Raw genomic sequence first — 24,125 nt, 5'->3', positions numbered from 1 at the left:
CACCGTACCGGCCTCGGCCGGCCAACTGGATTTTCCGGGAGACCTCGCCATGCGCAGGACGATCGACTGGACCGGCGACGCGGTCACGATCATCGACCAGACCGTGCTCCCCGCCGAGTATCGCGTGCTCGAACTGCGCACGGTCGGCGAACTCGTCGGCGCCATCCAGCGGCTCGCGGTCCGAGGGGCACCGGCGCTCGGCGCGGCGGGAGCGCTCGGCGTGGTGCTCGCGACCCGCGCGAAAGGGGACGTCGAGGCCGAGGCGCACCGTGTCGCCCAGGCCCGGCCGACGGCGGTCAACCTGAGCTGGGGTGTCTCCCGCGCGCTCGCGAAGCTCCCGGAGGGGCCGGAAGCCGTCCTCGCCGAAGCGCTGGCGATCCTCGACGAGGACGAGCGGATCAACCACGAGGCCTCCCGGCTGGCGGCCGAAGTGGTGCTCGAACACTGCGAGCGGCGGCCGTTGCGACTGCTCAGCCACTGCAACGCCGGCCATCTCGCGACGGTCTCCTGGGGCAGCGCGCTCGGCGTCGTCTGGCATCTGCAGACCCGCGGCCTGGTCGAATCCGTGCTGGTCGACGAGACCCGGCCGCTGCTGCAGGGTGCCCGCCTGACCGCGTGGGAACTGGCCGAAGCCGGTGTCCCGTACCGGATCCAGCCCGACGGCGCGGCCGCCGCCGCGATGAGCCGGGGCCTGGTCGACTGCGTGCTCGTCGGCGCCGACCGGATCGCCGCGAACGGCGACGTCGCCAACAAGATCGGCACCTACGGCCTGGCGATCGCGGCGAATCACCACGGGGTCCCGTTCGTGGTCGTCGCCCCGTCGTCCACTGTGGACACCTCGATGCCGGACGGCGCCGGGATCGTGATCGAAGAACGCGACCCCGGCGAGGTCCTGAGCTTCGGCGGTACGACGGTCGCGCCCGAAGGCGCGGAGGTGTTCAACCCCGCCTTCGACGTGACACCGCACGAGTTGATCACCGCGGTGGTCACCGAGCGGGGCGTGCTGCGCCCGTGAGCAGCTTGGTGAACAGGGCGGTCATCTCGGCGTCGTCGTAACTCAGCGGCAGCGTGTCGAAGTAGTACCGGACCAGGCCTGGCCCGGTTCTGACGACGATCCCGAAGTCGATCGTCCGCCCTTTCGCCCGCACGGTCCCGTGATATTCCTGGAACTTCGTGTGCGTACCCGCCGCCGACCGGTCGGCCGCCAGCCGGACTTCGGTCATCGCGCCCGACAACCTGCCGAGTTCACGGAGGGCGTCCTTCTCGATGGGGCGGAACCATTCCGTCCGGTCGTGATAGCGGCGCCCCTGGGTGACCTCGCCGTCCTTCAGCACCACGCGGTAGACGGCCGGATACCGCACCATCCGGCCGTTGATCACCGCTTCGTTGGCCGCTTCGTAGAAGACGACGTCCCGGTTCACCACGATCTTCACCGGGGTGAACCGGAACGTCGGGAAGGCTCCCAGCAGGGTCCGCAGGTTGTTCTCGATGTTCGCCCTGCCCGCCACCGGCGCGGCACTGCCCGCTTCGGCCAGTGTCCCGTCGGCCGCGAAGATGCCGCCGTACAGCCGAACCCTGGCTTCACGCGCTTCGGGAGTCTCCGAGCGCATCGCCCCGAATTCCGTCTGTTTCGTGATGAAGGCGAAGGCGGACGGCGAAACCGTGCCTTCGACCCGCTCCAGGACTTTTCGCACCCGGTCAGCTTGGCAAGGCAGGCCGGGCGAAGTCGATTACCCGCCGGGTAATGCCGGGCTAGAAGGATTCCAGGCAGGACGGCTCGCGGTCGGTGGCGAACGCCGCGGTCGCCCGCGAAACCGCCCCGGCGGTCCGCTCCTTGATCCGGCCCGCCGCGGCCAGCGTGCTCGGCCGGGTCCCGCCGAGGAAGACGGCGCCGAGGTCGATCACGTCCAGTTCGAGGTCCGGGGCGTCCTCCACCCTGGTCACCTCGGCGTTCCCGGCCGCGTCGGTGACGAGCCGCCAGTTCCCGGTGTTCCACGGGCAGAAGGCGTCGCGGACCCCGAACACCAGGTCCACCGGTACGCCGTAGCGGCGGGTGACCAGGGCGCGATCGACGTCGACGAGCCGCACCCACAGCGAGTCCCCGGCGGACCTGGTCATCTTGCGGGGGTCGGCGAGCAGGTGGATGAGCGGTTCGTCGAGGGCGGCGTTCAGCTCGATCGTGGTGGTCAGGTCGTAGTCGAGGAGATAGCGGTACAGGGTCGCGTACGCCTGCGGCGTGGTCGCGACCAGTTCGATCACCCGCAGGGTCCCGCAAGGCCCTTGTTCGTTCCAGTCGCTCTTCACCCGGTATATCGCGTAGGCGTCCGGCAGCACGGCGAACTTCAACGCCGTGAACTCCCGGCGCCGGTATTCCGGGTCGTCGAGGACGAACTCCCACGCCGTGTCCGGCCGGTCGAGCGCGCCGACCCGGTGGGGCGCCTCTTTCTCGTAGATCGACCTGATCAGCGGGATCGCCTGGTCCAGCCCGACTTCGCGCACCCGCTCGGATCCGAGTTCGACACCGGGCCGGAACCCGGCCTTCGCTTGAATCGTCGCGCGGTAGAACTGCGCTCCGAGGCCGTAGCCGAACCGGGGATAGATGACCGATTCCGAAGCCCACAGCGCGGCGACCGGTTCACGGGCGTCCTCGTGCAGGCCGTGCAGCTGCGCCCGCATGATCCGGGTGAGTACTCCCCGCCTGCGATGCCCCGGTGCGACACCGACCGAAGTCACGGCAGCGAGCGGCGTCTGCCCGCCGCCCGGCACGGTGATCCTGCGGGTGAGCACTCCCCCTGTCCCGATGATCTCGTCGCCCTCGAAGACGCCGTGCCAACGTTCAGGCTCGAACACCAGCTCCTCGCGGCGCTTCAGCGCGTCCGTGGGATCGAGATTGAACGCGCGCGCGAGCATGTCCGCGAACGTGGACAGGTCGTCGGTGGTCAGGGTGCGGAGGGTCAAGCCGTCATCGCTCACCCAGCCGTCCTACGCTGTTTCACCGACGACCGCCACGCATTAAAGCGCGGACTTCAGGGCCGCGGCCCGATCACCTCGCTCTTTTCCCGCACCTCGATGGCCATGGCGGGGCAGGAATCCGCCGCGTCCAGCACCATGTCGTCCGGATCCACCTCGCCCTTGATCGCCGTCGCCGTCGCGCCTTCGAGTTCGAAGACCGACGGCATCAGCGCTGCGCACATCCCCGAGCCGATGCACGTGTTGCCATCGACCTCGACTTTCCAGCTCATGCTCACCATCCGATCGGCATGGAGCGGGGCCCCCGCACCAGCATCTGCGTCTTCCACACGATATCGCCGTCGAGGCGCAGTCCGGGAAGATCTCGCAGCAATGCCCGCAACGCCTCCTGCAGTTCCAGCCTCGCCAGCGGGGCACCGAGGCAGTGGTGCACACCGTGCCCGAAGCCGAGGTGGGGATTGGCTTCCCGGCCGAATTCGAGGGTTTCCGCCGAGGTGAACTGGAGCGCGTCCCGGTTGGCGGCACCGATCGCGACCATCACCGGCTCGCCTTCCTTCACCAGCACGTCACCCACCTGGATGTCTTCGGTGGCGTAGCGGGCGAACCCGGCCCCGGCGCCCAGCGGGATGAAGCGCAGCAGTTCCTCGACCGCGGCCGGGATGAGGTCCAGGTCCGCGCGCAGGCGGGCGAGCTGTTCCGGCTGTTCGAGCAGGGCGTAGACGAAGTTGGGGATCTGGCTGGCGGTGGTCTCGTGCCCGGCGACCAGGATGCCGATGCACATGTCGACCAGTTCCAGCTCGCTCAGCTTGTCGTGGACGTCGCGCGCTTCGATCAGCGCGGTCATCAGGTCGTCCTGGGGCTCGGCGCGGTGCTGCTCGACGAGCACGTGCATGTACGCCCGCAGCTCGTCCTGGTTGGCCATCATCTCTTCGGTGGTCAGCGGGCTGGTCGACAACGCGGCGTCGCTCCACACGCGGAACTTCGGCCGGTCCTCGACGGGGACGCCGAGCAGTTCGCAGATCACCGCGACCGGGATCGGCAGCGCGTAGTCCTCGACCAGGTCGACGGGCTGTCCCTTGGCCTTCATGTCCTCGATCAGGCCCGCCGCCAGCTCGGCGACCCTCGGCCGCAGCGTTTCGACACGGCGCATGGTGAACGCCTTCGCGACCAGCGTGCGCAGCCGGGTGTGGTCGGGCGGGTCCATGCTCAGGATCCCGCCGGGCCGCCTGCCCGGCGCCATCCGCGGCTCGTCCTTGTCCACGGCCATGGCGCGGGAGAACCGCCGGTCGCCCAGCACGAGACGCGCGTCGGCGTAGCGCACGGCGAGCCACGCCGGTTCACCGTGCGGGAGCCGGACGCGGATCATGCCCTCGGCCGCGCGGGCGGTGGCGTAGGCCGCGTCGAGTTCGAGTCCCGCTTCCTGGTTGAAGGGATAGGCGACGAATTCGGTGTCAGTGGTGGTCATTTGTCCGGAAACCCCCCGGCTCGGCGGTTTGTAAGCAACTGCTTACAACGCTAGCCACGATCACGCTGAGCGTCAATGCGCCTACGGTGCGACGCCCCGTTAACCTGTGCGGACCGGGGGAGGCGCGATGACGGAAGAACCGCAAGCCCGCAAGCGTGACGCGGCCGCGACCAAGGCGGCCTTGCTCGACGCGGCGGCGGCGCTGTTCGCCGAGCGCGGCTTCGACCGGACGACGGTGCGGGACATCGCGAAGCTCGCCGGAGCCAATCAGGCGCTGCTGTTCCGCTACTTCGGTTCCAAGGACGCGCTGTTCGAGGAGGTCCTGGCGCGCGGTGGGCGCGAGCAGATCGCCACCACACCGCCGGGTGAACTGCTCGGGACGGCGTTGCGCAGCATGCTGGAGACCGACAAGGGCCGCGATCGCTCGCTAGACGCCTACCTGCGTTCCACGGGGCACGACAGTGCCGCGGGCGCGGTCCGGCGGCAGCTCGGCGAGGAGTACGCGAAGGTGCTCGCCACGTTGACCGACGCCGACGACGCGGATCTGCGGGCCGACCTCATCCTGGCCTGGCTGCTCGGCATCGGCCTGGTCCGCGAGATCACCGGCAAGGAACCGCTGGCGAGCGCCGATCCCGACGACGTCTGCCGTCTGGTTCTCGGCGCGGCGCGGACACTGCTGGAGCGCAGCGGCTAATTGCGTCGCCGACTGCCGCCCGGTGTTCTACGGTCGGTTCGTGATCTTGTTCCCCCCTGCGGGCACCGAAGCCGAGTTCGACGCGCTGACCAGGCAAGACCTGCTTCCGGCGGTGACGTCGCTGACCGGATCGCTCAGCCTCGGCGAAGTCGTCCCGTTCACCGAGGGCTCTCTGCCGGTGTACGCCGTCGGCGACGATCTGGTGCTCAAGCTGTTCCCGCCGGTGCACCTCGACGAACTCCCCACCGAGCGGACGATGCTCGAGGTCCTGCACGGGAAACTGCCGATCCCGACCCCCGCCGTGCACGACGTCGGCGAGCGGGACGGCTGGGGCTACGTGCTCATGGAACGCCTGCGCGGCGAAACGCTGAAGGACGCTTGGCCGAAACTGTCCACAGAGGACAAGAACCGGCTCGCTCCCGAGCTCGGCGAGGCGCTGGCCGCCCTGCATTCGCTGCGCGACCCGCGGCTCGACGTCCTCGACCCGCCGGACTGGGCCACGTTCGTCGCCGAACAGCGCGCGAACGTCGTCGAGCACCACCGGCGGACCGGGCTCGACGAAAGCTGGATCGCGCGGATCCCGGCGTTCCTCGACTCCGTCGACCTGGGCATCCCGCCCGTCGTCCCGCTGCACACCGAGTTCATGCGCGACCACGTCATGGTCGTCCACGACGGCGAACGGCCGCGGCTGACCGGGCTCTTCGACTTCGAACCGGCGATGCGAGGCGCGGCCGAGTACGACTTCGTCGCCGTCGGCCTGTTCGTTTCCGGCGGGGACAAGGACTTCCTGCGACGGCTGCTCACCGGGTACGGCACCGAACCGGACGAGGAGTTCTCCCGTCGCTGCCTGGCGTACGCGTTCTTGCACGTCTACAGCAATTTCACCTGGTATCTGAAGGTTCTTCCGGCGCCGGACGAACCGACGCCGGACGCCCTCGCCCGCGCCTGGTGGTAGCCGCTAGGGCAGCGCGCGCCGCAGCAACTCCGCCAGGTGCAGCGCCCGCCGCCCGTCGAGCTGCTCGATCTGCGTCCGGCAACTGAAGCCGTCCGCGACCACCTCGGTCCCCTCGGCCGCGGCGCGGATCGCGGGCAGCATGCGATCTTCGGCGCAGGCGACGGAGACGTCGTAGTGCCCGCGTTCGAAGCCGAAGTTGCCCGCCAGTCCACAGCAGCCGGAGTCCATGGTGGAATTGTGGATACCCGCGGCGCGCATCGCGGCCTCGTCGGCGCCGAAGCCGAGCACGGCGTGCTGGTGACAGTGCACCTGGCTGAGCGCTTCGACGTCCAGCGAACGGAATTCCAGCGGCGAGTCCGCCACGAGTTCGGCGAAGGTGCGGGTGCGCCCGGCGAGCAGTTCCGCCACCGGGTCACCGGGCAGGAGCGCCGCCAGATCGCCGCGGAAGAGAGCCGTGCAACTCGGCTCCAGCCCGGCCACCTGATACCCGGCCCGCAGATACGGTTCGAGGACGGAAAGCGTACGGCGCAACACGTTCTTCGCCACATCCAGCTGCCCGGTGGACACCCAGGTGAGGCCGCAGCAGACGCCGCGATCGGGCAGGACGACGTCGTAGCCCGCCGCGGTGAGCACCTCGGCCGCGGCGTCGAGGACGTCCGGCGTCAGGTGGTTGTTGAAGGAGTCGGGCCACAGCACGACCCGCCGGGGGCCGGTCGCCCAGCGCTTGAGGTCGGCGCGGCGCCGGGTGAAGGGCGTCTTGGCGAACGTCGGCAGGTCCCGTTCCGGCGCGATCCCGCCGAACTTCTTCAGCAGGCCGGAGAACCGGCGCGACATCGTGTTCGCCACGCGCGGCGCCAGCGAGGCCGCGCGCAGCCACACCGGGAGCCAGCCCATCGAGTAGTGCGACGCCGGACGCAGCCGCCCCTTGTGGTGCTGGTGCAGGAATTCCGCCTTGTAGGTCGCCATGTCGACGTCGACCGGGCAATCGGACAGGCAGCCCTTGCACGACAGGCAGAGATCCAGCGCCTCGGCGACCTCTTCCGAGCGCCAGCCGTCGGTGATCACCTCGCCGTTGACCATCTCGGCGAGCAGATGCGCGCGGCCGCGCGTCGAATGCTTCTCCTCGCGCGTGGCGCGATAACTCGGGCACATCACACCCGCTCCGGTGGTGTTGCGGCATTTCCCGACGCCGACACAGCGCCGCATCGCCTGCCCGAAGCTCCCCTGATCCTCCGGATACGCGAGCGCGGTGACGTCTTCGAGCTCCAGCGGCGCGCGCCGCACCCGGAGATCCGCGTCGACCGGCCGGGGATTCACCAGGATGCCGGGGTTCATCATCCCCGCCGGATCGAAGATCCCCTTGAACCGGGCGAAAAGCGCGAGGATCTCGGGACTGTACATCCGGGACAGCAGCTCCGAGCGGGCCTGGCCGTCACCGTGCTCCCCCGACAGCGAGCCGCCGTGCGCGGCGACCAGGTCCGCCGCCTCTTCGAGGAACGACCGGAAACCGGAAATCCCTTGCGGGGAAAGCAGGTCGAAGTCCAGGCGCAAGTGCAGGCAGCCTTCGCCGTAATGGCCGTAGACCACGCTTTTGCGGCCGTGCCTTCGCATGAGTTCCTTGAACTCGCGCAAGTAGGCACCCAAGCGCGCGGGCGGGACAGCGGCGTCTTCCCAGCCGGGCCAGGCCTCCTCGCCCCCGGCCAGCCGGGTCGCGAGGCCGGCGCCTTCCTCGCGGATCCGCCACAGGCGCTTCTGCGCGGCCGCGTCGTCCAGCAGCGCGGATCCGGTGAGCGCGCCGCGCAGTCCGTCGATCAGCCCGCGAGCCCGGTCCGGATCTTCCATCTCGACGAACAACCAGGCACCGCCCGGCGGGAGCCCGTCGGCGCGGCCCGGCTCCAGCAACGCGACGAGGTCCGCGTCGACGCCCTCCACGGTCAGCGGCGACCACGGCAGGATCGACGGGACGGCGTCGGCCGCGGCGATGTCGGACTCGAAGCCGAGCACCGCGAGCACCTTGCGTTTCGGCACCTCGGCGAGCGAGACCGTCGCCCCCAGCACGGTGACACAGGTGCCCTCGCTGCCGACCAGCGCCTTGGCGACGTCGAAACCGTTCTCCGGCAACAGGTGCTCCAGCCCGTATCCGGACACTCGCCTGCTGAACGAGGACAGTTCGGTGCGCAGCAACGCGAGGTTTTCGCGCACGAGCGCGCGGAGTTCGGAGAAGACGCGGCCTTCGGTACCGGGCCTGGCCGCCCGCGCGTCCACTTCGGACGGCGAGGTGGGCCCGACGGTCAGCCGGGTGCCGTCGTAGAGCAGCACGTCCAGTTCGCGGACGACGTCGACCGTGCGGCCGTAGGCGACCGAATGCGATCCGCAGGCGTTGTTGCCGATCATCCCGCCGATCGTGCAGCGCGAATGCGTCGACGGGTCGGGGCCGAACCGCAGCCCGTGCGGCGCGGCGAGCGCCTGGAGGTCATCGAGGACGGTGCCAGGCGCCACCCTCGCCGTCCGCGAGCCTGGATCGAGGTCGAGGACGCCGCCGAGATGGCGCGACGTGTCGATCACGACGCCGGGCCCGCACGAGTTGCCCGCGACGCTGGTGCCGCCGCCGCGGGCGATCACCGGCAGCCCGGCCTCCCGGCAGGCGGCGACGGCCTCGATCACCTCGTCGACGCTCCTCGGCAGCACCACGCCCCGTGGCACGTGGCGGTAGTTGGAGGCATCGGTCGTGTACAGCGCCAGTGTCGCGGCGTCGGCCAGGATCTCCACGGAGTCCATTCAAGACAACAGCGGGCCGGGACGCACGCTCTCCGGCCGGGTATGTCCGAAAGCCGCTCCCGCACCGGACGTGAGCCGGGCTTCGGCGAGTGCGTCCGCTTCGGCCAGCGGTGTGGTGCCGTTGGCCGAAGCGGCGTCGAGGAGCCGCCGTGTCGTCGCTTCGAGCGCCTCGACCCTGTCGAGCGCCTGTTCGTGCGTGAGTTTTCCGGCTTCGCGGCCCAGCGTGTAGACGACTCCCCCGGCGCTCGCGACGAAATCCGGAATCCACAGGACACCCCTGGCGGCGAGGTCGTCCGCCACGGCGTCGTCGGTGAGCTGGTTGTTGGCCGGGCCGACGACGAGCGGCGCCGCGACCTCGGCGCCAGGGCCGAACACGCCGCCGATGGCCGCCGGGATCAGGACGTCCGCCTCGATGCCGAGGACCTGCTCCGGCCGGACCCGGCCGAACCCACGTTCCGCGGCGGCCCGCAGCCGCCGTTCATCCACATCGGACACGGTGACGTCGGCGCCCTGCGCGGCCAACGCGGTGGCCAGGTGCTCGCCGACCGAGCCGTAGCCGCTGATGACCACTTTCCGGTCCTTCATCCCGTCGCTGCCGAAGACAGCCCGCGCGCCCGCGCGCAGGGCGGCGAGGACGCCGACGGCGGTCGGCCCGCTGGACGAACCGGTGCCGCCGTGCTCCTCGGGCACGCAGAACACGTGCGGGGTCCGCTCACGCAACACGAGCATGTCCTCCGGACCGGTGCCGACGTCCGGACCCGCGAGATACCCACCATCGAGTGATTCGATGAGGTCGGCGTGGTCGAGCAGGATGTCCCGTCGCCGCTCGGGGCCCGGCACGCTGTCGAGCGCGACGACACTCTTGCCGCCGCCGAAGTCCAGGCCCGCGACCGCGCATTTGCGGGTCATCGCCGCGGACAGCCGGAGGACGTCGTCGATCGCGTCGTGGACGCGCGGATAGACCTTGAACCGGCAGCCGCCGACGGCCGGGCCGAGCGCGCTCGAATGCACGGCGACCATCGTGGTCACCCCTGACCGGCGCCCCCGCCGGACGATCAGCTCCTGTACGGACATCCCACTTCCTTCCACGCATTCAGTCGACCAACTGCGCTGAAGTTAGGCTGATCTCCAGGTTCAGCGGCGCTCTGCCGAACGATATTCGGCAGAGCCAGGGAAGGAGCGAGCGTGGACGAACTTGATTCGGCGATCATCCGGGAACTCCAGGCGGATGCGCGGCAGTCGAACCGCGACATCGCCCGCAAGGTCGGTGTCGCGCCGTCGACCTGCCTGGAACGGATCCGGCTGCTGCGGGAACGCGGCGTCATCCGCGGCTATCACGCGGACATCGACCTGCGCAGCCTCAACCGCGGCGTGCAGGCGATGGTCTCGGCGCAGGTGCGGCCGCTGAGCCGGGAGGTGATCGACTCCTTCCAGCGTTCGGTCGCGGAATTGCCGGAGGTCCTTTCCGTCTTCGTCACCGCCGGCAGCGACGATTTCCTGATCCACGTCGCCGCGCAGGACATCGATCAGCTCCACTCCTTTCTGGTGGATCGATTGTCGAAGCGCAAAGAGATCGTCGGCTTCCGGAGTTCGATCATTTTCCGGCATCTGCGCAAGACCGAGCTGGAACCCCTTCAGCGCCGAATACCAGGTGACAGTCCCTAGGTGGACACCCCTGAATACGCGACACGCCACCCTTGAGTCCGCCCGAAATCCGAGACTTCGCATCGGAGGAGACGGAAACTGTCGGGGGTATGGGTTCGACTGTACGGAGCGGAACAGAAAGGAGGCGCGCCATGGACGTTCGGACAGAGCTGAACCATCGTGAGCGGGCCACCCTGAGAGCCGTGGCCGAGGGCCACGCCGAGATCAGCTGCAGCTGCGAGCCGGATCTGTTCGTCGACGGTCTCGCCTGCTGCGACCAGCACACCGCGCATCGCCTCGCCCATCTCGGCCTGGTGGCGCCCGCCAGGGGCGGCCACTGGGGCGAACGCGTTCCCGCCCTGCTCACGGCGGCCGGAGAGGTGGCCTTGGGGGGCCTCCTCAGCCCCGAGGTGGCCGCGTAAACAGGTTGCCCGGACAGCCCCGGAGCGTCACGCTTCGCCGATGCGTGTCTTTCTGGAGACCGAGCGGCTCCTGCTGCGGCAGTTCACCGGCGACGACGTCGACGACCTGTTCGCGCTCTACGACGACCCCGAAGTCATGCGCTATCTCAACGGTGGCGAACCCGCCGATCGGGCGGAGATCGAAAACCGTGACCTTCCCGCCTTTCTCGGCTACTACGAGCGTTTCCCCGGTTACGGGTTCTGGGCGGCGATCGAGAAATCCGGCGGCGCTTTCCTGGGGTGGTTCCATTTCCGTCCGCTGCGCGGTCATCACACGGACGATCCCGAACTGGGATACCGGCTGAACCGGTCCTCCTGGGGCAAGGGGTATGCGACCGAAGGGTCGCTCGCGCTCCTGGAGAAGGGTTTCACCGAATTCGGGGCCGAGCGGATCTGGGCGGCGACCATGGCGGTGAACCTGGGCTCCCGGCGGGTGATGGAGAAGATCGGGATGCGCCACGTCCGGACCTTCCACGAGCACTTCGACAACCCGATCCCCGGAACCGAGGAGGGCGAGGTCGAGTACGCCATCACCCTGGCGGAGTGGCGCGCCCGCCCTCACCCGTGATCAGACGGCGAACTCGCGTGATTGGACACGGAACTCGCGTGATCAGACGGCGAACACCGTGTTCGCCGTTCAATCACGCGTGTTCCGCCTCTGATCACGCGAGTTCGCTGTCTGATCACGGGGTGGGGAGCCAGGTCTCGCCGATCTCTTCGGTGAGGGCCTCCCCGCCGGTCAGGTCCGCCAGCCAGGCGTGGAAGGTGTCGCCCTGGTCCGGCGCGAGCCCGACGTCGAAATGCGCAACGTCCTCGAACCGCGTCGCGTGCAGCAGGTACGGCGACGAGCGGATGTCGTTCTCCAACCGTCCGGCCCGGTCGTAGTCGACGACGACCTCCACGAGCCGCAGCCGCCGGTACTCGCGCACCCCGATGGCGTCGACGGCCTCCGAGACGGCCTGTCCGTACGCGCGGATCAGGCCTCCGGCGCCGAGAAGCACCCCGCCGAAGTACCGGGTCACCACCGCGACGGTGTCGGTGAGCTCGCGGCGGCGGAGCACCTCGAGCATCGGGATGCCCGCCGTGCCCGCGGGCTCGCCGTCGTCACTGGAGCGCTGGGCACGGCCGTCGGCGCCCAGCACGAACGCGTGGCAGTGGTGCCGGGCCGCCGGATCGGCCTTCTTCCTGGCGGCGATCACCTCACGGGCGGCCTCTTCCGAAGTGACCGGGGCGAGCGCGCAGAGGAACCGGGAGCGCCGTATTTCGATCTCGTTGACGCCGGCACCCGCCACGGTGAGATAACGATCCGCCATCGGCCGAGTCTCTCAAACCGGGCAGTTCGCTCTGCCGTTCGGGCGATCCGGCGGTCACCTCGGGTCACCGTGACACCGGTGAAACTCACTCTTCCGCGCGATCCAGGTCACACTACCGAGCGACGTGAGCGATCGTTTACGCTGATCAGCGCGCTGGTGCCCCACTCAGTGGACATGTCGTTCCAGCCAGTGGGCAGATGATGTTTGAAGTCAACGCCCGCGTGGCATTTCCCACCCCGACCAACCGACGTATGTCGATAACAGCGATTTCACACTATCGTCATAAGACCGGCGAACCCGGAAGTAATACGTGCGCCCCGCCTGCCATCCACCACAACGGTCTGGCGGGACCCGGCGCGCGGCAGTACACATGAGACACACAAGCGCATCGGCCGCCCAGTGCAGTGCGGCTCTACGAGGCCTGCCCCCGTTTCGCGGGCAGGATCGTTCCCTCTCGACTGACCATCGCGGTCCCGGACCACTTCGTTAACTGGTTCACGTCCGAACCACCCGAACGGAGTGCTACCGGTCGCGCCGACGCCTTGGGAGGCGGCCAGCCGTGACCCACCATGCCAGCAACAAGGGCAGCAAGGCCCCCGAAGGCCTTTATGACCCGGAGTTCGAGCACGACGCCTGCGGTGTCGCGTTCGTCGCCGACCTCTCCGGAAAGCGCGATCACGGCATCGTCGCCAAAGCGCTGATCGCGCTGCGGAATCTGGAACATCGCGGAGCCCGCGGCGCGGATCCGGAAACCGGCGACGGCGCCGGCATCCTCATCCAGGTCCCCGACGAGTTCTATCGCGAAGTCGTCGGCTTCGACCTGCCCGAACCCGGCGCGTACGCCGTCGGCACGGCTTTCCTTCCGCGGGAGGAGATCCCGCGCGGCCGCGCGATGACGACCATCGAGCGGGTCGCCGCCGAAGAGGGCATGCGCGTGCTCGGCTGGCGCGACCTCCCGGTCCACACCGAACACGTCGGGACGGGCGCGGCCGAGACCATGCCGCATTTCAGCCAGCTGTTCCTGGCCGGACAGGACGCGCTGGAAGGCCTGGCGCTGGAACGCGCCGCCTTCGTGGTGCGCAAACGCGCCGAGCACGAGCTGGCCGAGGACGACGTCTACTTCCCGAGCCTGTCCTGGCGGACCATCGTCTACAAAGGAATGCTCACCGAGCCGCAGGTCGAGAAGTTCTTCGCCGACCTCACCGACGAGCGGGTCATCAGCGCCATCGGCCTGGTGCACTCCCGCTTCTCCACCAACACCTTCCCGTCGTGGCCGCTGGCGCACCCGTACCGGTACGTCGCCCACAACGGTGAGATCAACACCCTGCGCGGCAACCGGAACTGGATGGACGCGCGCGAGGCGCTGCTCGAATCCGACCTGATCCCCGGCGATCTCAAGCGGATCTACCCGATCATCACGCGCGGCGCGAGCGACTCGGCCTCCTTCGACGAGGTCCTGGAACTGCTCCACCTCGGCGGCCGGTCGCTGCCGCACGCGGTGCTGATGATGATCCCGGAGGCCTGGGAGAACCATCAGGAGATGGACCCCGCGCGCCGCGCGTTCTACGAGTTCCACTCGACGCTGATGGAGCCGTGGGACGGGCCCGCGCTGGTCTCCTTCACCGACGGCACCCGGATCGGCGCGGTGCTCGACCGCAACGGCCTGCGCCCTGCGCGGTACTGGGTCACCGAGGACGGCCTCGTCGTCCTCGCCAGCGAGGTCGGCGTGCTGGAGCTGGAGCAGTCCACGATCGTCCGCAAAGGACGGTTGGAGCCGGGCCGCATGTTCCTCGTGGACACGGCCGCAGGCCGGATCGTCGAGGACGACGAGATCAAGAACGAGCTCGCCACCGAGCACCCGTACGACGAATGGGTCGAGGACGGCCTGCTGCCGCTCGAAGGGCTTCCCGCGCGGGAGCGCGAGATCCCGGCGCACGGCGCGCTCGTGCGCCGTCAGCAGGCCTTCGGCTACACCGAAGAGGAACTCGACGTCCTGCTCGAACCGATGGCCCGCACCGGCGCGGAGCCGATCGGCTCGATGGGCAACGACTCCCCCATCGCGTCGCTGTCCAGCCGCCCGCGGCTGCTGTTCGACTACTTCATCCAGCTCTTCGCCCAGGTGACCAACCCGCCGCTCGACGCGATCCGCGAGGAACTGGTCACTTCGCTCGGCACCCAGCTCGGCGCGGAGCCGAACCTGCTCGTCTCCGACGCGAAGTCGTGCCGCCGGATCGTGCTGCCGTTCCCGGTTCTCGACAACGACGAGTTCGCGAAGCTGGTGCACGTCAACGACGACGGTGACCTGCCCGAGTTCCAGTCGGTCACCGTGAACGGCACCTACGACGTCCACGGCGGCGGCGAGGCGCTGGTGCGACGGCTCGGCGAGATCCGCGCCGAGGTGTCCGCGGCCATCGCCGAGGGCGCGCGGCTGATCGTGCTCTCCGACCGCGGGATCGACGAAGACCACGCGGGTATCCCGTCGCTGCTGCTCACCGGCGCCGTCCACCACCACCTGGTCCGGGAGAAGACCCGCACCCAGGTCGGCCTCATCGTCGAGGCAGGCGACGCGCGCGAGGTGCACCACATCGCGCTGCTGATCGGCTACGGCGTCGCGGCGGTCAACCCGTATCTGGCGATGGCGACCGTCGAGGAGATGGCCGACCAGGGCCTGATCCCCGGCGCCACCGCCAAACAGGCCACCGCGAACCTGATCAAGGCGCTGGGCAAGGGCGTCCGCAAGACGATGTCGAAGATGGGTGTGTCCACAGTGGCCTCCTACACCGGCGCGCAGATCTTCGAGGCGGTCGGGCTCGGCGACGAGGTCGTCCAGGACTGCTTCACCGGCACCACCTCCCGGCTCGGCGGCGTCGGCTTCGACACGCTCGCGCTGGAGGTCGCGCAGCGGCACAGCCGGGCCTTCCCGCGCGACGGGTTCCGCGCGAACCACCGCGAGCTGGAGACCGGCGCGGACTACCAGTGGCGCCGCGAGGGCGAACCGCATCTGTTCAACCCGCAGACGGTGTTCAAGCTGCAGCACTCCACCCGCGCCGGGAAGTACGAGGTCTTCAAGGAGTACACGAAGTCCGTCGACGACCAGGCGCAGAAGCTGTACACGCTGCGCGGGCTGTTCGACTTCAAGATCGGCAAGCGGCCCGCGGTGCCGATCGAGGAGGTCGAACCGGTCTCCGAGATCGTCAAGCGGTTCGCCACCGGCGCCATCTCCTACGGGTCGATCTCGTCGGAGATGCACGAAACGCTGGCCATCGCGATGAACCGCCTCGGCGGCAAGTCGAACACCGGTGAGGGCGGCGAGGATCCGGACCGGCTCTACGACCCCGAGCGCCGCAGCGCGGTCAAGCAGGTCGCGAGCGGCCGGTTCGGTGTCACGAGCGAGTACCTGGTCAACGCCGACGACATCCAGATCAAGATGGCGCAGGGCGCGAAGCCCGGCGAGGGCGGCCAACTGCCCGGTGCGAAGGTGTACCCGTGGATCGCGAAGACGCGGCATTCCACGCCGGGCGTCGGGCTCATCTCCCCGCCGCCGCACCACGACATCTACTCGATCGAGGATCTCGCGCAGCTGATCCACGACCTCAAGAACGCCAACCCGGCCGCGCGCATCCACGTGAAGCTCGTGTCCGAGGTCGGCGTCGGCACGGTCGCCGCCGGTGTCTCCAAGGCGCACGCGGATGTCGTGCTCATCTCCGGGCACGACGGCGGCACGGGCGCTTCCCCGCTGTCGTCGATCAAGCACGCCGGCGGCCCGTGGGAACTCGGGCTCGCCGAGACGCAGCAGACGCTGCTGGCCAACCGCCTGCGCGACCGGATCGTCGTGCAGACCGACGGCCAGCTCAAGACCGGCCGCGACGTCGTCATCGCCGCGCTTCTCGGTGCCGAGGAGTTCGGTTTCGCGACCGCGCCGCTGGTGGTGTCGGGCTGCATCATGATGCGGGTGTGTCACCTCGACACCTGCCCGGTCGGCGTCGCGACGCAGAACCCCAAGCTGCGGGCGAAGTTCAGCGGCAAGGCCGAATACGTGGTGAACTTCTTCGAGTTCATCGCCCAGGAGGTCCGGGAGTACCTGGCGGAGCTGGGTTTCCGGTCCATCGCCGAGGCCGTCGGCCACGCGGAGATGCTCGACAAGCGCAAGGCGATCGACCACTGGAAGGCCGCCGGTCTCGACCTGTCGCCGATCTTCCACGTGCCCGACTCGGCGCCCGCCGGGCTGCGCCACCAGCAGACGGTGCAGGACCACGGACTGGAGAAGGCGCTCGACAACACGCTGATCCAGCTCGCCGAGGGCGCGCTGTCGTCCGGGGACAAGGTGCGGCTGGAGCTGCCGGTCCGCAACGTGAACCGGACCGTCGGCACGATGCTCGGCCACGAGCTCACCAAGCGGTGGGGCGGCGAGGGCCTGCCGGACAACACGATCGACGTCACCTTCACCGGGACCGCCGGTCAATCGTTCGGCGCTTTCGTGCCCAAGGGCATCACCCTGCGGCTCTTCGGTGACGGCAACGACTACGTCGGCAAGGGCCTGTCCGGCGGGCGGCTCGTCGTGCGGCCGCCCGAGGTGGCGCGGTACAACGCCGAAGAGCACATCATCGCGGGCAACGTGATCGGCTACGGCGCGACCAGCGGCGAGATCTTCATCCGCGGCAAGGTCGGCGAGCGGTTCTGCGTGCGGAACTCGGGCGCGCTGGCCGTCGTCGAGGGCGTGGGCGACCACGGTTGCGAGTACATGACCGGTGGCCGTGTCGTCGTGCTCGGGAGTGTCGGCCGGAACTTCGCGGCCGGGATGTCGGGCGGCGTCGCGTACGTGCTGGACCTGCCCGCGCACCGGACGAACCCGGAGATGGTCGACATCGACCCGCTGGATTCGTCCGATGTGGACTTCCTGCGCGAGGCGCTCGAAAAGCATTACGACGAAACGGAGTCCGCGGTCGCGCGTGCGCTGCTCGCCGATTGGGACGCCGCCGTCGACCGGTTCGGCAAGGTCATGCCGAAGGACTACAAGCGGGTGCTCGCGGCTCAGGCGGAAGCCGAGCGCGACGGGCGTGACGTGAACGAGGCGATCATGGAGGCAGCTCATGGCTGATAATCGCGAAGCCGGCTATGAGTGCCGACTGGGTGCGGGTATCCCGCAAGACACGGAGGCCGCACATGGCTGACCCCAAGGGCTTTCTGACCACCACGCGCGAGACGCCGAAGAGCCGTCCCGTCGACCTGCGCCTGATGGACTGGCGTGAGGTGTACGAGGACTTCGCGACGTCGAAGCTGCAGAAGCAGGCCGGGCGCTGCATGGACTGCGGTATCCCGTTCTGTCACCAGGGCTGTCCGCTCGGGAATCTCATCCCCGAGTGGAACACGCTGACCTGGCGCGACGATTGGCGTGACGCGGCCGAGCGGCTGCACGCGACCAACAATTTCCCGGAGTTCACCGGGACCCTCTGCCCGGCGCCGTGCGAGACGGCGTGTGTGCTCGGGATCAACGACGATCCCGTCACCATCAAGCGGGTCGAGATCTCGATCATCGACCGGGCCTTCGAGGAAGGCTGGGTCACGCCGCAGGAGCCGGTCGCGAAGACCGGCAAGAAGGTGGCCGTGATCGGGTCCGGCCCGTCGGGACTCGCCGCGGCGCAGCAGCTCACGCGCGCGGGCCACAGTGTCGTGGTCTTCGAGCGGGCCGACAAGATCGGCGGGCTGCTGCGCTACGGCATCCCCGAGTTCAAGATGGAGAAGCACCGGCTCGACCGTCGTCTGGACCAGATGCGGGCCGAGGGCACGGAGTTCCGGACTTCGGTGAACGTCGGCGTCGACGTCGGTGTCGAGGAGCTGAAGTCGTCCTACGACGCCGTGGTCCTCGCCGGTGGCGCGACCGCGTGGCGTGACCTGCCGATCCCCGGCCGGGAGCACGACGGCATCCACCAGGCGATGGAGTTCCTGCCGCCCGCCAACCGCGTCGCGGCCGGTGAGCTGGGCGTGTCGCCGATCAGTGCCGAGGGCCTTGACGTCGTCGTCATCGGCGGCGGCGACACCGGCGCGGACTGCGTCGGGACCTCGCACCGTCAGGGCGCGAAGTCGGTGACGCAGCTGGAGATCATGCCGAAACCGCCGCTTTCGCGGTCCGGCGCGCATCCGTGGCCGACGTACCCGATGATCTACCGCGTCTCGTCCGCGCACGAAGAGGGCGGCGAGCGGCTGTACTCGGTCAACACCCAGGAGTTCGCCGCCGACGCCGACGGCCGGGTGCGGGCGCTGAAGCTGGTCGAGGTGCGCAACGAGGGCGGCAAGTTCGTCCCGGTCGAGGGCACCGAGAAGGAGCTGCCCGCGCAGCTGGTGCTGCTCGCGATGGGCTTCGTCGGCCCGGAGCGGGAAGGCCTGCTGGAGGCGCTCGACGTCAAGCTGGACCAGCGCGGCAACGTCGCCCGCGACAAGGCGTTCAAGACCAGCGTCGACAACGTGTTCGTGGCAGGCGACATGGGCCGTGGCCAGTCGCTCATCGTGTGGGCGATCGCCGAAGGCCGCTCCGCCGCGGCCGGGGTGGACGCGTTCCTCACCGGACGGGACGTCCTGCCCGCACCGATCGCCCCGACCGACCGGCCCCTCACCTAGGGCTCTTTCCAGTACATGAAGGCCCCCTTCGTTGCGCTAGACGCGGTGAAGGGGGCCTTCATGTACTTGTTGCCGCTGCCGACTCGGGCCCGGTACCGGCCCTTCACGTATTCAGTCCTCTGCTTGCTTTACGTGATCGCTCGTTAGTCCTTTCGAGTGAAAGAATGCCTGAAAGCGCATACCTGAGGGTGATGCCGACGGGCTTTCGGTATCGGTTGTATCAAGGAGTAGCTCTCGTGCGGCGGTGGGGACCGGCAAGACCTGCCGGGGCCGCCGGACGGGATTCCCAAGGAGGGGGTTCCTTTTCATGCCCATTGATCTGAGCACGCCCTTGGAATGGAAGACGGCGACCGGCGACGCCGCGAAAATGCTCGAAGAACTACAGCCGAACATTCTCAAAGCGCACGCTCGCGACCATTTCTCCGCACTCTTCCTCCGTTTTTCGGAGGAAAAGAGCGCGAAAAAGTTCCTCACGTCGCTCGTCCCGCTGATGAAGTCGGCGAAGGTCCACCTGACCGAGGTCGAACGCTTCAAGACCGAGGGCGCGAAGGGGTCTCCCTACGTCGGCGCCGGGCTGACCTCTGCCGGTTACCGGTTCCTGAAAGTCGTTGCACCGCAAGATGAATCCTTCCGTCGCGGCATGCGCACCCAGGACACCCGCGACAGGCTGAACGATCCGCCCCGCTCCACCTTCGACAGCGGGTACCACGACGAGATCCACGCCGTCGTCATCATCGCCGACGCCGCCGACGCGCCGATGACCGCACGCCGGAACGCGGTTCTCGCGCTGATTCCGTCGACGATTTCCGTCGTCGCCGAGGAAACCGGACTCGGCCGGGTGAATTCGCGCGGCGAGGGGATCGAACATTTCGGTTACGTCGACGGCCGGAGCCAGTCGCTCTTCCTGGTCGAGGACATCCACGTGGAAAAGACGGGAACGGACGGGACCAGCGTCTGGGATCCGAGTGCGCCCTTGAACCAGGTGCTCGTGGCGGATTCCGCGGCCCCGGATCCCACCGTGCATTTCGGCAGTTACCTCGTTTTCCGCAAACTCGAACAGAATGTGCGGCGATTCAAGCAGGCCGAGGAGGCGCTGGCGGATCAGTTGGGGCTCACCGGCGAAGACCGGGAACGCGCGGGGGCGATGGTCGTCGGCCGGTTCGAGGACGGCACACCGCTGACCGCGCAGCGGCAAGAGGGTGCGGAAAGCCCGGTACCGAACAACTTCGACTACGGAAGTGACGTCTCCGGCGCCAAATGCCCCTTCCAGGCGCACATCCGGAAGACGAATCCACGCGGCAGCGGCGGGGCGGAACCACTCCCGCAGGAACGCCTGCACCTGATGGCGCGGCGGGGCGTGCCCTACGGCGAACGGGCCGACGACCCGAACGCCGACCTGCCGCCGTCGGCCCGGCCCAGCGGCGGGGTCGGCCTGTTGTTCATGGCGTTCAACGCGGCGCTGGGCAACCAGTTCGAGTTCACCCAGCAGACCTGGGCGAACAACCCTGGGTTCCCGATTCCCCCGGTCGGGGTGAAGCCGCCGGGCCTCGATCCGGTCATCGGCCAGGGCCCGCGTCCGGAATCCGTCTACACCAAGGACTGGGCGGGGACGCGGACGGTGACCGCGGATCCGTTCCCGCAGGCGGTGACACTGAAGGGCGGCGACTACTTCTTCATGCCCTCACTCGCCTTCCTGCGCGGACTGGCAGGCAGGGGCTGATCTTTCACGCACTGCGACCGGTTCCGGTGACCGAATGGCGGGCTATCCGCCAAACGTCACCGGAACCGGCGCGAAGCGGATATTCAGCCACCAGCCGTCGGAGATAACCTGCGAAACGGGCCGGCCCTGGGCGTGCCGGCCACCGGGAGGGCGCCGGTCACACTGGGGGTGGCCGGCGCCCGCTCCCTCCTGCGTCCCAAACCTGCTGCTTCCCTCCGCCCGCATCGCGACGCGTAGTACTTTGTCCGGTGCGGTAAGCGACATCGCGCTTCGGGGAGGGAGCTCGGATGAACCGGCATGAACGGCTGACGGCTTTATTGGACATGGTGGGAGAGCGGGAAAAAGTCGACGTCGAGGTTTCGGCGGGCGAACTCGGTGTCTCCCCCGCGACGATCCGGCGGGACCTCGATCATCTGGCGGGCCGCAACCTCGTGGTCCGCACGCGCGGCGGCGCCGTCGCGAGCAACGTCGCCTACGACCTTCCGTTGCGGCACAAGGCGGCGCGCAACGCGCCCGAGCAGCAACGGATTTCCGCCGCCGCGTCGAGAATGGTCGATCCGGGCATGGTGATCGGCCTCAACGGCGGCACCGCGAGCACCGAAGTGGGGCGCGCGCTCGCGACCCGGCCGGACATGGGCGAGCCGAGCGGCGGGCCGCTGCTCACCGTGGTGACGAACGCGCTCAACATCGCCCACGAGCTCGCGGTGCGGCCCAACATCAAGATCGTGGTGACCGGCGGGGTCGCGCGACAGCAGTCGTTCGACCTGTCCGGGCCGCTGTCGCATCTGTTCCTCGACCAGATCTCGCTGGATCTGGTGTTCCTCGGGGTGGACGCGTTCGACCCGGTGCACGGCGCGCAGGCGCACCACGAGGGCGACGCGAGCACGAACCGGCTGATGGCCGCCCGCGCCCGTCAGGTCGTCGTGCTCGCCGACAGCGGGAAACTCGGCGGTCACGCCTTCGCGAAGATCTGCGGGACCGCCGATGTCGACGTTCTCGTCACCGACGGCCGCGCGGATCCCGAGCGGGTGCACGCCTTCGAGGAGGAAGGCGTGCGGGTGGTCAAGGCTTGAGCCGGTCCAGAGCGAGCAGGGCCGCGCCGAGCCTGCCCGCCTCGTCGCCGAGCTGCGCGATCCGCAGTTCCGGCATCCGCTGGAACTGCAGGTTCGCGCTCAGCCAGGCCCGCACCGGCTCGAGGACGTAGTCGCCCGCGGTGAACAGGCCGCCGCCGAGGACGATGACCTCCGGCGCGAGCAAGGTGACGAGGGTCTTGATGCCGTGGCCGAGGCCTTCGAGCGCGTCGTTGACCACGGAGATCGCGGCCTCGTCGCCGTGCCGGGCGGCGTCGACCACCTGCTCGGCGCCTTCGGCCGGACGTCCGGTGTGCTCGCTGTAGCGGCGGGCGATGGCCGACGCGGAGGAGATCGCCTCGAGACATCCTGTCGCGCCGCAGCCGCACGGCAGCCGGTGACCGACGTCGATATGCCCGATCTCGCCGCCTTGCCCGCCCGCGGCGTACAGCTTGCCGTCGAGCTGGAGCGCGGCCGCGATGCCAGTGCCGACCGGGATGAAGGCGGCGTCGGTGCAGCCCTTGCCGGCGCCGACGCGGAACTCCGCGAGCCCGCCGGCGCGGACGTCGTGCCCGAACGCGAACGGCAGCCCCAGCCTGCTGTCGAGCATTTCGCCGAACGGGACGTCCCGGAAGTCGAGGTTCGCGGAGAACCGGGCCACGCGCTCGACGTCGTCGACGATGCCGGGGATGACCACGCCGACGGCGTCGGGTGTCCCGGTGCCCGCCTGCTTGCCCAGTGTTTCCACGATCCGCGCGACCTGGTCGGCGAGCGCCTCGCCGTCAGCTCCGCGCGCCGTCGGCTCACGCAGGCTGGCCAGGTCCTTCAGGTCCGCGTCGTACAAGGCCGCCTTGATGGACGTTCCGCCGACATCGAGTGCCGCCACCGCTGGAGTCATAGCTGGATTTTGGCATGCGCCCTACCGCGGGCGGCAGGGTTCCGTCAGCCGCGCGGTGTCAGGTACCCCTGGGAGAACGCGGTGGCCACGGCCGCCGCCCGGTCGTTGACCCCGAGTTTCGTGTACACGTGCAGCAGGTGCGTCTTCACCGTCGCTTCGCTGATGAACAGTCGCTTCGCCGCCTCGCGGTTCGTCGAGCCCTGGGCGATCAGCTCCAAGACCTCCAGCTCACGCTGAGAGAGCGGACCCGAGGCAGGCTGCCGCATCTGCCCCATCAGCCGGGTCGCGACGGCGGGGGAAAGCATCGCCTGCCCCTGTGCGGCCGCCTCCACCGCGCGGAACAGTTCGTCCCTCGGCGCGTCCTTCAACAGGTAGCCGGTGGCACCGGCCTGGATGGCGGGAAGCATGTCGCTGTCGGTGTCGTACGTGGTGAGCACGAGAACCCTCGAAGTCACTCCGCGTTTCGCCAGCTCCTTGATGGCCGTGACACCGTCGGTGCGGGGCATCCGCAGATCCATGAGGATCACGTCGGGCCGCAGCCTCACCCCGGCGGTGATGGCCTCCTCGCCGTCCCCCGCCTCACCGCTGCTTCTGCCCGCCGGACAGCCTCCGGAACCGGGTGTCGATCTTGTCGGTCAGGCCGAGGGTGCCGAGCAATTCCCGCCAGTCCGCCGGTTCGCGGTAGAAGGAGCTGTACAGCCGCATCGCCTCGCCGACTTCGAGCTTGTCCGGCAGCTCGCTCTCCTGCAGCTGCGCGCCGAGCAGGTGCCGGCGCTCACCGGTTTCGCGCCGTGGATCGATCCCGCAGACCCGGATGCTCCCGCCGTCCGGGACGCGCAGTCCCTCGACGCACTCGACGGTCGTGGTCTTGCCCGCTCCGTTGGGCCCCAGGATTCCGAAGATCTCGCCTCGCTCGACGGTGAAGCCGACACCGTCCACCGCGGTGTGGTCGCCGTAGCGTTTGACGAGGCCGTCTACCTCGATGATTGCCATACGCTGACCATGCCGCCCGGCGGGGGTGCGCCGAATCGACCGGGCGGCCAAGCCCCGGTGGATCCTTCATCCACCGATCGGTGGATGCCTGCCGGCGGCGAGGGTCCCGATTCCGTCGTAACGAGCCTGCTCCGATCGGGTTCCGTCACATTGACCGGACGCTTCGTGGCGACCTACGCTCGACCGGCCAGACGACGGGCACCCGGAACGCGGTGAGATTCCGCGCGGTCGCGCCACTGTGACCTCGAACCAGCCGGTTCGGGGAAGCCAGACCCGGAGCCGTCGTGTCACCCCTGAAGAGGCCGCGCTAGCCCGAGGAGGTCCCACCGCCATGTCCGAAGCGGTAGCCGCAGTACCCGTTCCCGTCCGGATCCCCGTCCGAGAGATCCTGCCCTGGGCGGTGCTCGTCATCCTCCTTTCGCTGATCGCGCTGTACTTCGTCAGCGCCGAGCAGGGTGCGGTGTCGGTGTTCGCGAATTCGTACGTCCACGAGTTCGTCCACGACGGCCGGCACCTGCTGGCCTTCCCCTGCCACTAGGCGGCACGCGC

Annotated in this window: 19 protein-coding genes and 2 pseudogenes; 11 read left to right on the top strand and 10 right to left on the bottom strand. The window is 69.0% G+C overall.

Annotation, left to right across the window (positions count from 1 at the left end):
• The first annotated feature begins 49 nt into the window (after positions 1–49).
• Positions 50–1,015 carry an S-methyl-5-thioribose-1-phosphate isomerase gene (gene mtnA / locus AMYAL_RS0126850; protein WP_020634362.1) on the top strand — a complete coding sequence of 322 codons (966 nt, stop codon included), beginning with the start codon at positions 50–52 and terminating at the stop codon, positions 1,013–1,015.
• Here the strand turns inward: mtnA and AMYAL_RS0126845 are convergent.
• The 4 genes from AMYAL_RS0126845 to AMYAL_RS0126830 are packed head-to-tail and all read right to left on the bottom strand — an operon-like array spanning position 987 to position 4,435.
• Positions 987–1,694 carry a nuclear transport factor 2 family protein gene (locus AMYAL_RS0126845; RefSeq protein ID WP_020634361.1) on the bottom strand — a complete coding sequence of 236 codons (708 nt, stop codon included), beginning with the start codon at positions 1,692–1,694 and terminating at the stop codon, positions 987–989. The genes mtnA and AMYAL_RS0126845 overlap by 29 nt on opposite strands.
• A 58-nt stretch (positions 1,695–1,752) precedes the next feature.
• Entirely contained in the window at positions 1,753–2,973 is a 1,221-nt protein-coding gene (locus AMYAL_RS0126840) for a GNAT family N-acetyltransferase (protein WP_020634360.1), read from the bottom strand.
• 53 nt (positions 2,974–3,026) lie between these two features.
• Positions 3,027–3,242 (bottom strand): ferredoxin, encoded by a 216-nt coding sequence (locus AMYAL_RS0126835; RefSeq protein ID WP_020634359.1) that lies wholly within the window; start codon positions 3,240–3,242, stop codon positions 3,027–3,029.
• 2 nt (positions 3,243–3,244) lie between these two features.
• Entirely contained in the window at positions 3,245–4,435 is a 1,191-nt protein-coding gene (locus tag AMYAL_RS0126830; RefSeq protein ID WP_020634358.1) for a cytochrome P450, read from the bottom strand.
• Positions 4,436–4,562: 127 nt separating this feature from the next.
• Between AMYAL_RS0126830 and AMYAL_RS0126825 the strand changes: the two genes are divergently transcribed.
• Together AMYAL_RS0126825 and AMYAL_RS0126820 are read left to right on the top strand one after the other, a co-directional pair.
• On the top strand, positions 4,563–5,129 hold the full coding sequence (locus tag AMYAL_RS0126825; RefSeq protein WP_020634357.1) for a TetR/AcrR family transcriptional regulator: 567 nt from the start codon (positions 4,563–4,565) through the stop codon (positions 5,127–5,129).
• A gap of 40 nt (positions 5,130–5,169) precedes the next feature.
• Positions 5,170–6,084 (top strand): aminoglycoside phosphotransferase family protein, encoded by a 915-nt coding sequence (locus AMYAL_RS0126820; protein WP_026467484.1) that lies wholly within the window; start codon positions 5,170–5,172, stop codon positions 6,082–6,084.
• Positions 6,085–6,087: 3 nt separating this feature from the next.
• On the opposite strand, the gene AMYAL_RS0126815 is transcribed toward AMYAL_RS0126820, so the two are convergent.
• Together AMYAL_RS0126815 and AMYAL_RS0126810 are read right to left on the bottom strand one after the other, a co-directional pair.
• Complete coding sequence (locus AMYAL_RS0126815; protein WP_026467483.1) at positions 6,088–8,853, bottom strand: FAD-binding and (Fe-S)-binding domain-containing protein; 2,766 nt, start codon at positions 8,851–8,853, stop codon at positions 6,088–6,090.
• Between the two features lie 9 nt (positions 8,854–8,862).
• Positions 8,863–9,936: a Glu/Leu/Phe/Val dehydrogenase dimerization domain-containing protein gene (locus tag AMYAL_RS0126810; protein WP_020634354.1), complete on the bottom strand. Its 1,074-nt coding sequence runs from the start codon at positions 9,934–9,936 to the stop codon at positions 8,863–8,865.
• Between the two features lie 111 nt (positions 9,937–10,047).
• Between AMYAL_RS0126810 and AMYAL_RS0126805 the strand changes: the two genes are divergently transcribed.
• The 3 genes from AMYAL_RS0126805 (at position 10,048) to AMYAL_RS0126795 (ending at position 11,535) form a co-directional block, all read left to right on the top strand.
• The gene (locus tag AMYAL_RS0126805) at positions 10,048–10,527 is read left to right on the top strand and encodes an Lrp/AsnC family transcriptional regulator (protein WP_020634353.1); all 480 of its coding nucleotides are present in this window, start codon (positions 10,048–10,050) and stop codon (positions 10,525–10,527) included.
• A gap of 131 nt (positions 10,528–10,658) precedes the next feature.
• Entirely contained in the window at positions 10,659–10,928 is a 270-nt protein-coding gene (locus AMYAL_RS0126800) for a hypothetical protein (protein WP_020634352.1), read from the top strand.
• Between the two features lie 40 nt (positions 10,929–10,968).
• Entirely contained in the window at positions 10,969–11,535 is a 567-nt protein-coding gene (locus tag AMYAL_RS0126795; protein ID WP_020634351.1) for a GNAT family N-acetyltransferase, read from the top strand.
• Between the two features lie 115 nt (positions 11,536–11,650).
• On the opposite strand, the gene AMYAL_RS0126790 is transcribed toward AMYAL_RS0126795, so the two are convergent.
• The gene (locus tag AMYAL_RS0126790; protein ID WP_020634350.1) at positions 11,651–12,280 is read right to left on the bottom strand and encodes a YigZ family protein; all 630 of its coding nucleotides are present in this window, start codon (positions 12,278–12,280) and stop codon (positions 11,651–11,653) included.
• 559 nt (positions 12,281–12,839) lie between these two features.
• Here AMYAL_RS0126790 and gltB point away from each other — a divergent pair.
• The 4 genes from gltB (at position 12,840) to AMYAL_RS0126765 (ending at position 21,688) form a co-directional block, all read left to right on the top strand.
• The gene (gene gltB / locus AMYAL_RS0126785) at positions 12,840–17,378 is read left to right on the top strand and encodes a glutamate synthase large subunit (protein ID WP_020634349.1); all 4,539 of its coding nucleotides are present in this window, start codon (positions 12,840–12,842) and stop codon (positions 17,376–17,378) included.
• Between the two features lie 65 nt (positions 17,379–17,443).
• Positions 17,444–18,895 carry a glutamate synthase subunit beta gene (locus AMYAL_RS0126780; protein ID WP_020634348.1) on the top strand — a complete coding sequence of 484 codons (1,452 nt, stop codon included), beginning with the start codon at positions 17,444–17,446 and terminating at the stop codon, positions 18,893–18,895.
• 307 nt (positions 18,896–19,202) lie between these two features.
• Positions 19,203–20,615 carry a Dyp-type peroxidase gene (locus AMYAL_RS0126770; protein ID WP_026467482.1) on the top strand — a complete coding sequence of 471 codons (1,413 nt, stop codon included), beginning with the start codon at positions 19,203–19,205 and terminating at the stop codon, positions 20,613–20,615.
• A gap of 287 nt (positions 20,616–20,902) precedes the next feature.
• A complete protein-coding gene (locus tag AMYAL_RS0126765) occupies positions 20,903–21,688 on the top strand; it encodes a DeoR/GlpR family DNA-binding transcription regulator (protein ID WP_026467481.1) in 786 nt (261 codons plus the stop codon).
• On the opposite strand, the gene AMYAL_RS0126760 is transcribed toward AMYAL_RS0126765, so the two are convergent.
• The 3 genes and pseudogenes from AMYAL_RS0126760 to AMYAL_RS46220 all read right to left on the bottom strand — a co-directional run.
• Positions 21,678–22,571 (bottom strand): ROK family protein, encoded by an 894-nt coding sequence (locus tag AMYAL_RS0126760; RefSeq protein ID WP_020634344.1) that lies wholly within the window; start codon positions 22,569–22,571, stop codon positions 21,678–21,680. The genes AMYAL_RS0126765 and AMYAL_RS0126760 overlap by 11 nt on opposite strands.
• Before the next feature lie 56 nt (positions 22,572–22,627).
• Positions 22,628–23,167: pseudogene (locus AMYAL_RS46225) on the bottom strand (LuxR C-terminal-related transcriptional regulator); the annotation flags it as partial.
• Positions 23,166–23,576 (bottom strand): annotated as a pseudogene (locus tag AMYAL_RS46220) (ATP-binding cassette domain-containing protein); the annotation flags it as partial. The pseudogenes AMYAL_RS46220 and AMYAL_RS46225, both read right to left, overlap by 2 nt.
• A 331-nt stretch (positions 23,577–23,907) precedes the next feature.
• Between AMYAL_RS46220 and AMYAL_RS0126745 the strand changes: the two are divergent.
• Complete coding sequence (locus AMYAL_RS0126745) at positions 23,908–24,114, top strand: CbtB domain-containing protein (protein ID WP_020634341.1); 207 nt, start codon at positions 23,908–23,910, stop codon at positions 24,112–24,114.
• Positions 24,115–24,125: the final 11 nt, after the last annotated feature.

Source organism: Amycolatopsis alba DSM 44262, assembly GCF_000384215.1.
GTDB lineage: Bacteria > Actinomycetota > Actinomycetes > Mycobacteriales > Pseudonocardiaceae > Amycolatopsis > Amycolatopsis alba.
This window is presented reverse-complemented; position numbering and strand designations above follow the sequence as displayed.

Excerpts from the sequence above, each read along its gene's own strand:
- mtnA (WP_020634362.1), top strand. The coding sequence starts at position 50 with ATGCGCAGGACGATCGACTGGACCGGCGACGCGGTCACGATCATCGAC.
- AMYAL_RS0126835 (WP_020634359.1), bottom strand. The coding sequence starts at position 3,242 with ATGAGCTGGAAAGTCGAGGTCGATGGCAACACGTGCATCGGCTCGGGG.
- AMYAL_RS0126830 (WP_020634358.1), bottom strand. The coding sequence starts at position 4,435 with ATGACCACCACTGACACCGAATTCGTCGCCTATCCCTTCAACCAGGAA.
- AMYAL_RS0126825 (WP_020634357.1), top strand. The coding sequence starts at position 4,563 with ATGACGGAAGAACCGCAAGCCCGCAAGCGTGACGCGGCCGCGACCAAG.
- AMYAL_RS0126810 (WP_020634354.1), bottom strand. The coding sequence starts at position 9,936 with ATGTCCGTACAGGAGCTGATCGTCCGGCGGGGGCGCCGGTCAGGGGTG.
- AMYAL_RS0126800 (WP_020634352.1), top strand. The coding sequence starts at position 10,659 with ATGGACGTTCGGACAGAGCTGAACCATCGTGAGCGGGCCACCCTGAGA.
- AMYAL_RS0126795 (WP_020634351.1), top strand. The coding sequence starts at position 10,969 with ATGCGTGTCTTTCTGGAGACCGAGCGGCTCCTGCTGCGGCAGTTCACC.
- AMYAL_RS0126790 (WP_020634350.1), bottom strand. The coding sequence starts at position 12,280 with ATGGCGGATCGTTATCTCACCGTGGCGGGTGCCGGCGTCAACGAGATC.
- AMYAL_RS0126780 (WP_020634348.1), top strand. The coding sequence starts at position 17,444 with ATGGCTGACCCCAAGGGCTTTCTGACCACCACGCGCGAGACGCCGAAG.
- AMYAL_RS0126770 (WP_026467482.1), top strand. The coding sequence starts at position 19,203 with ATGCCCATTGATCTGAGCACGCCCTTGGAATGGAAGACGGCGACCGGC.
- AMYAL_RS0126765 (WP_026467481.1), top strand. The coding sequence starts at position 20,903 with ATGAACCGGCATGAACGGCTGACGGCTTTATTGGACATGGTGGGAGAG.
- AMYAL_RS0126745 (WP_020634341.1), top strand. The coding sequence starts at position 23,908 with ATGTCCGAAGCGGTAGCCGCAGTACCCGTTCCCGTCCGGATCCCCGTC.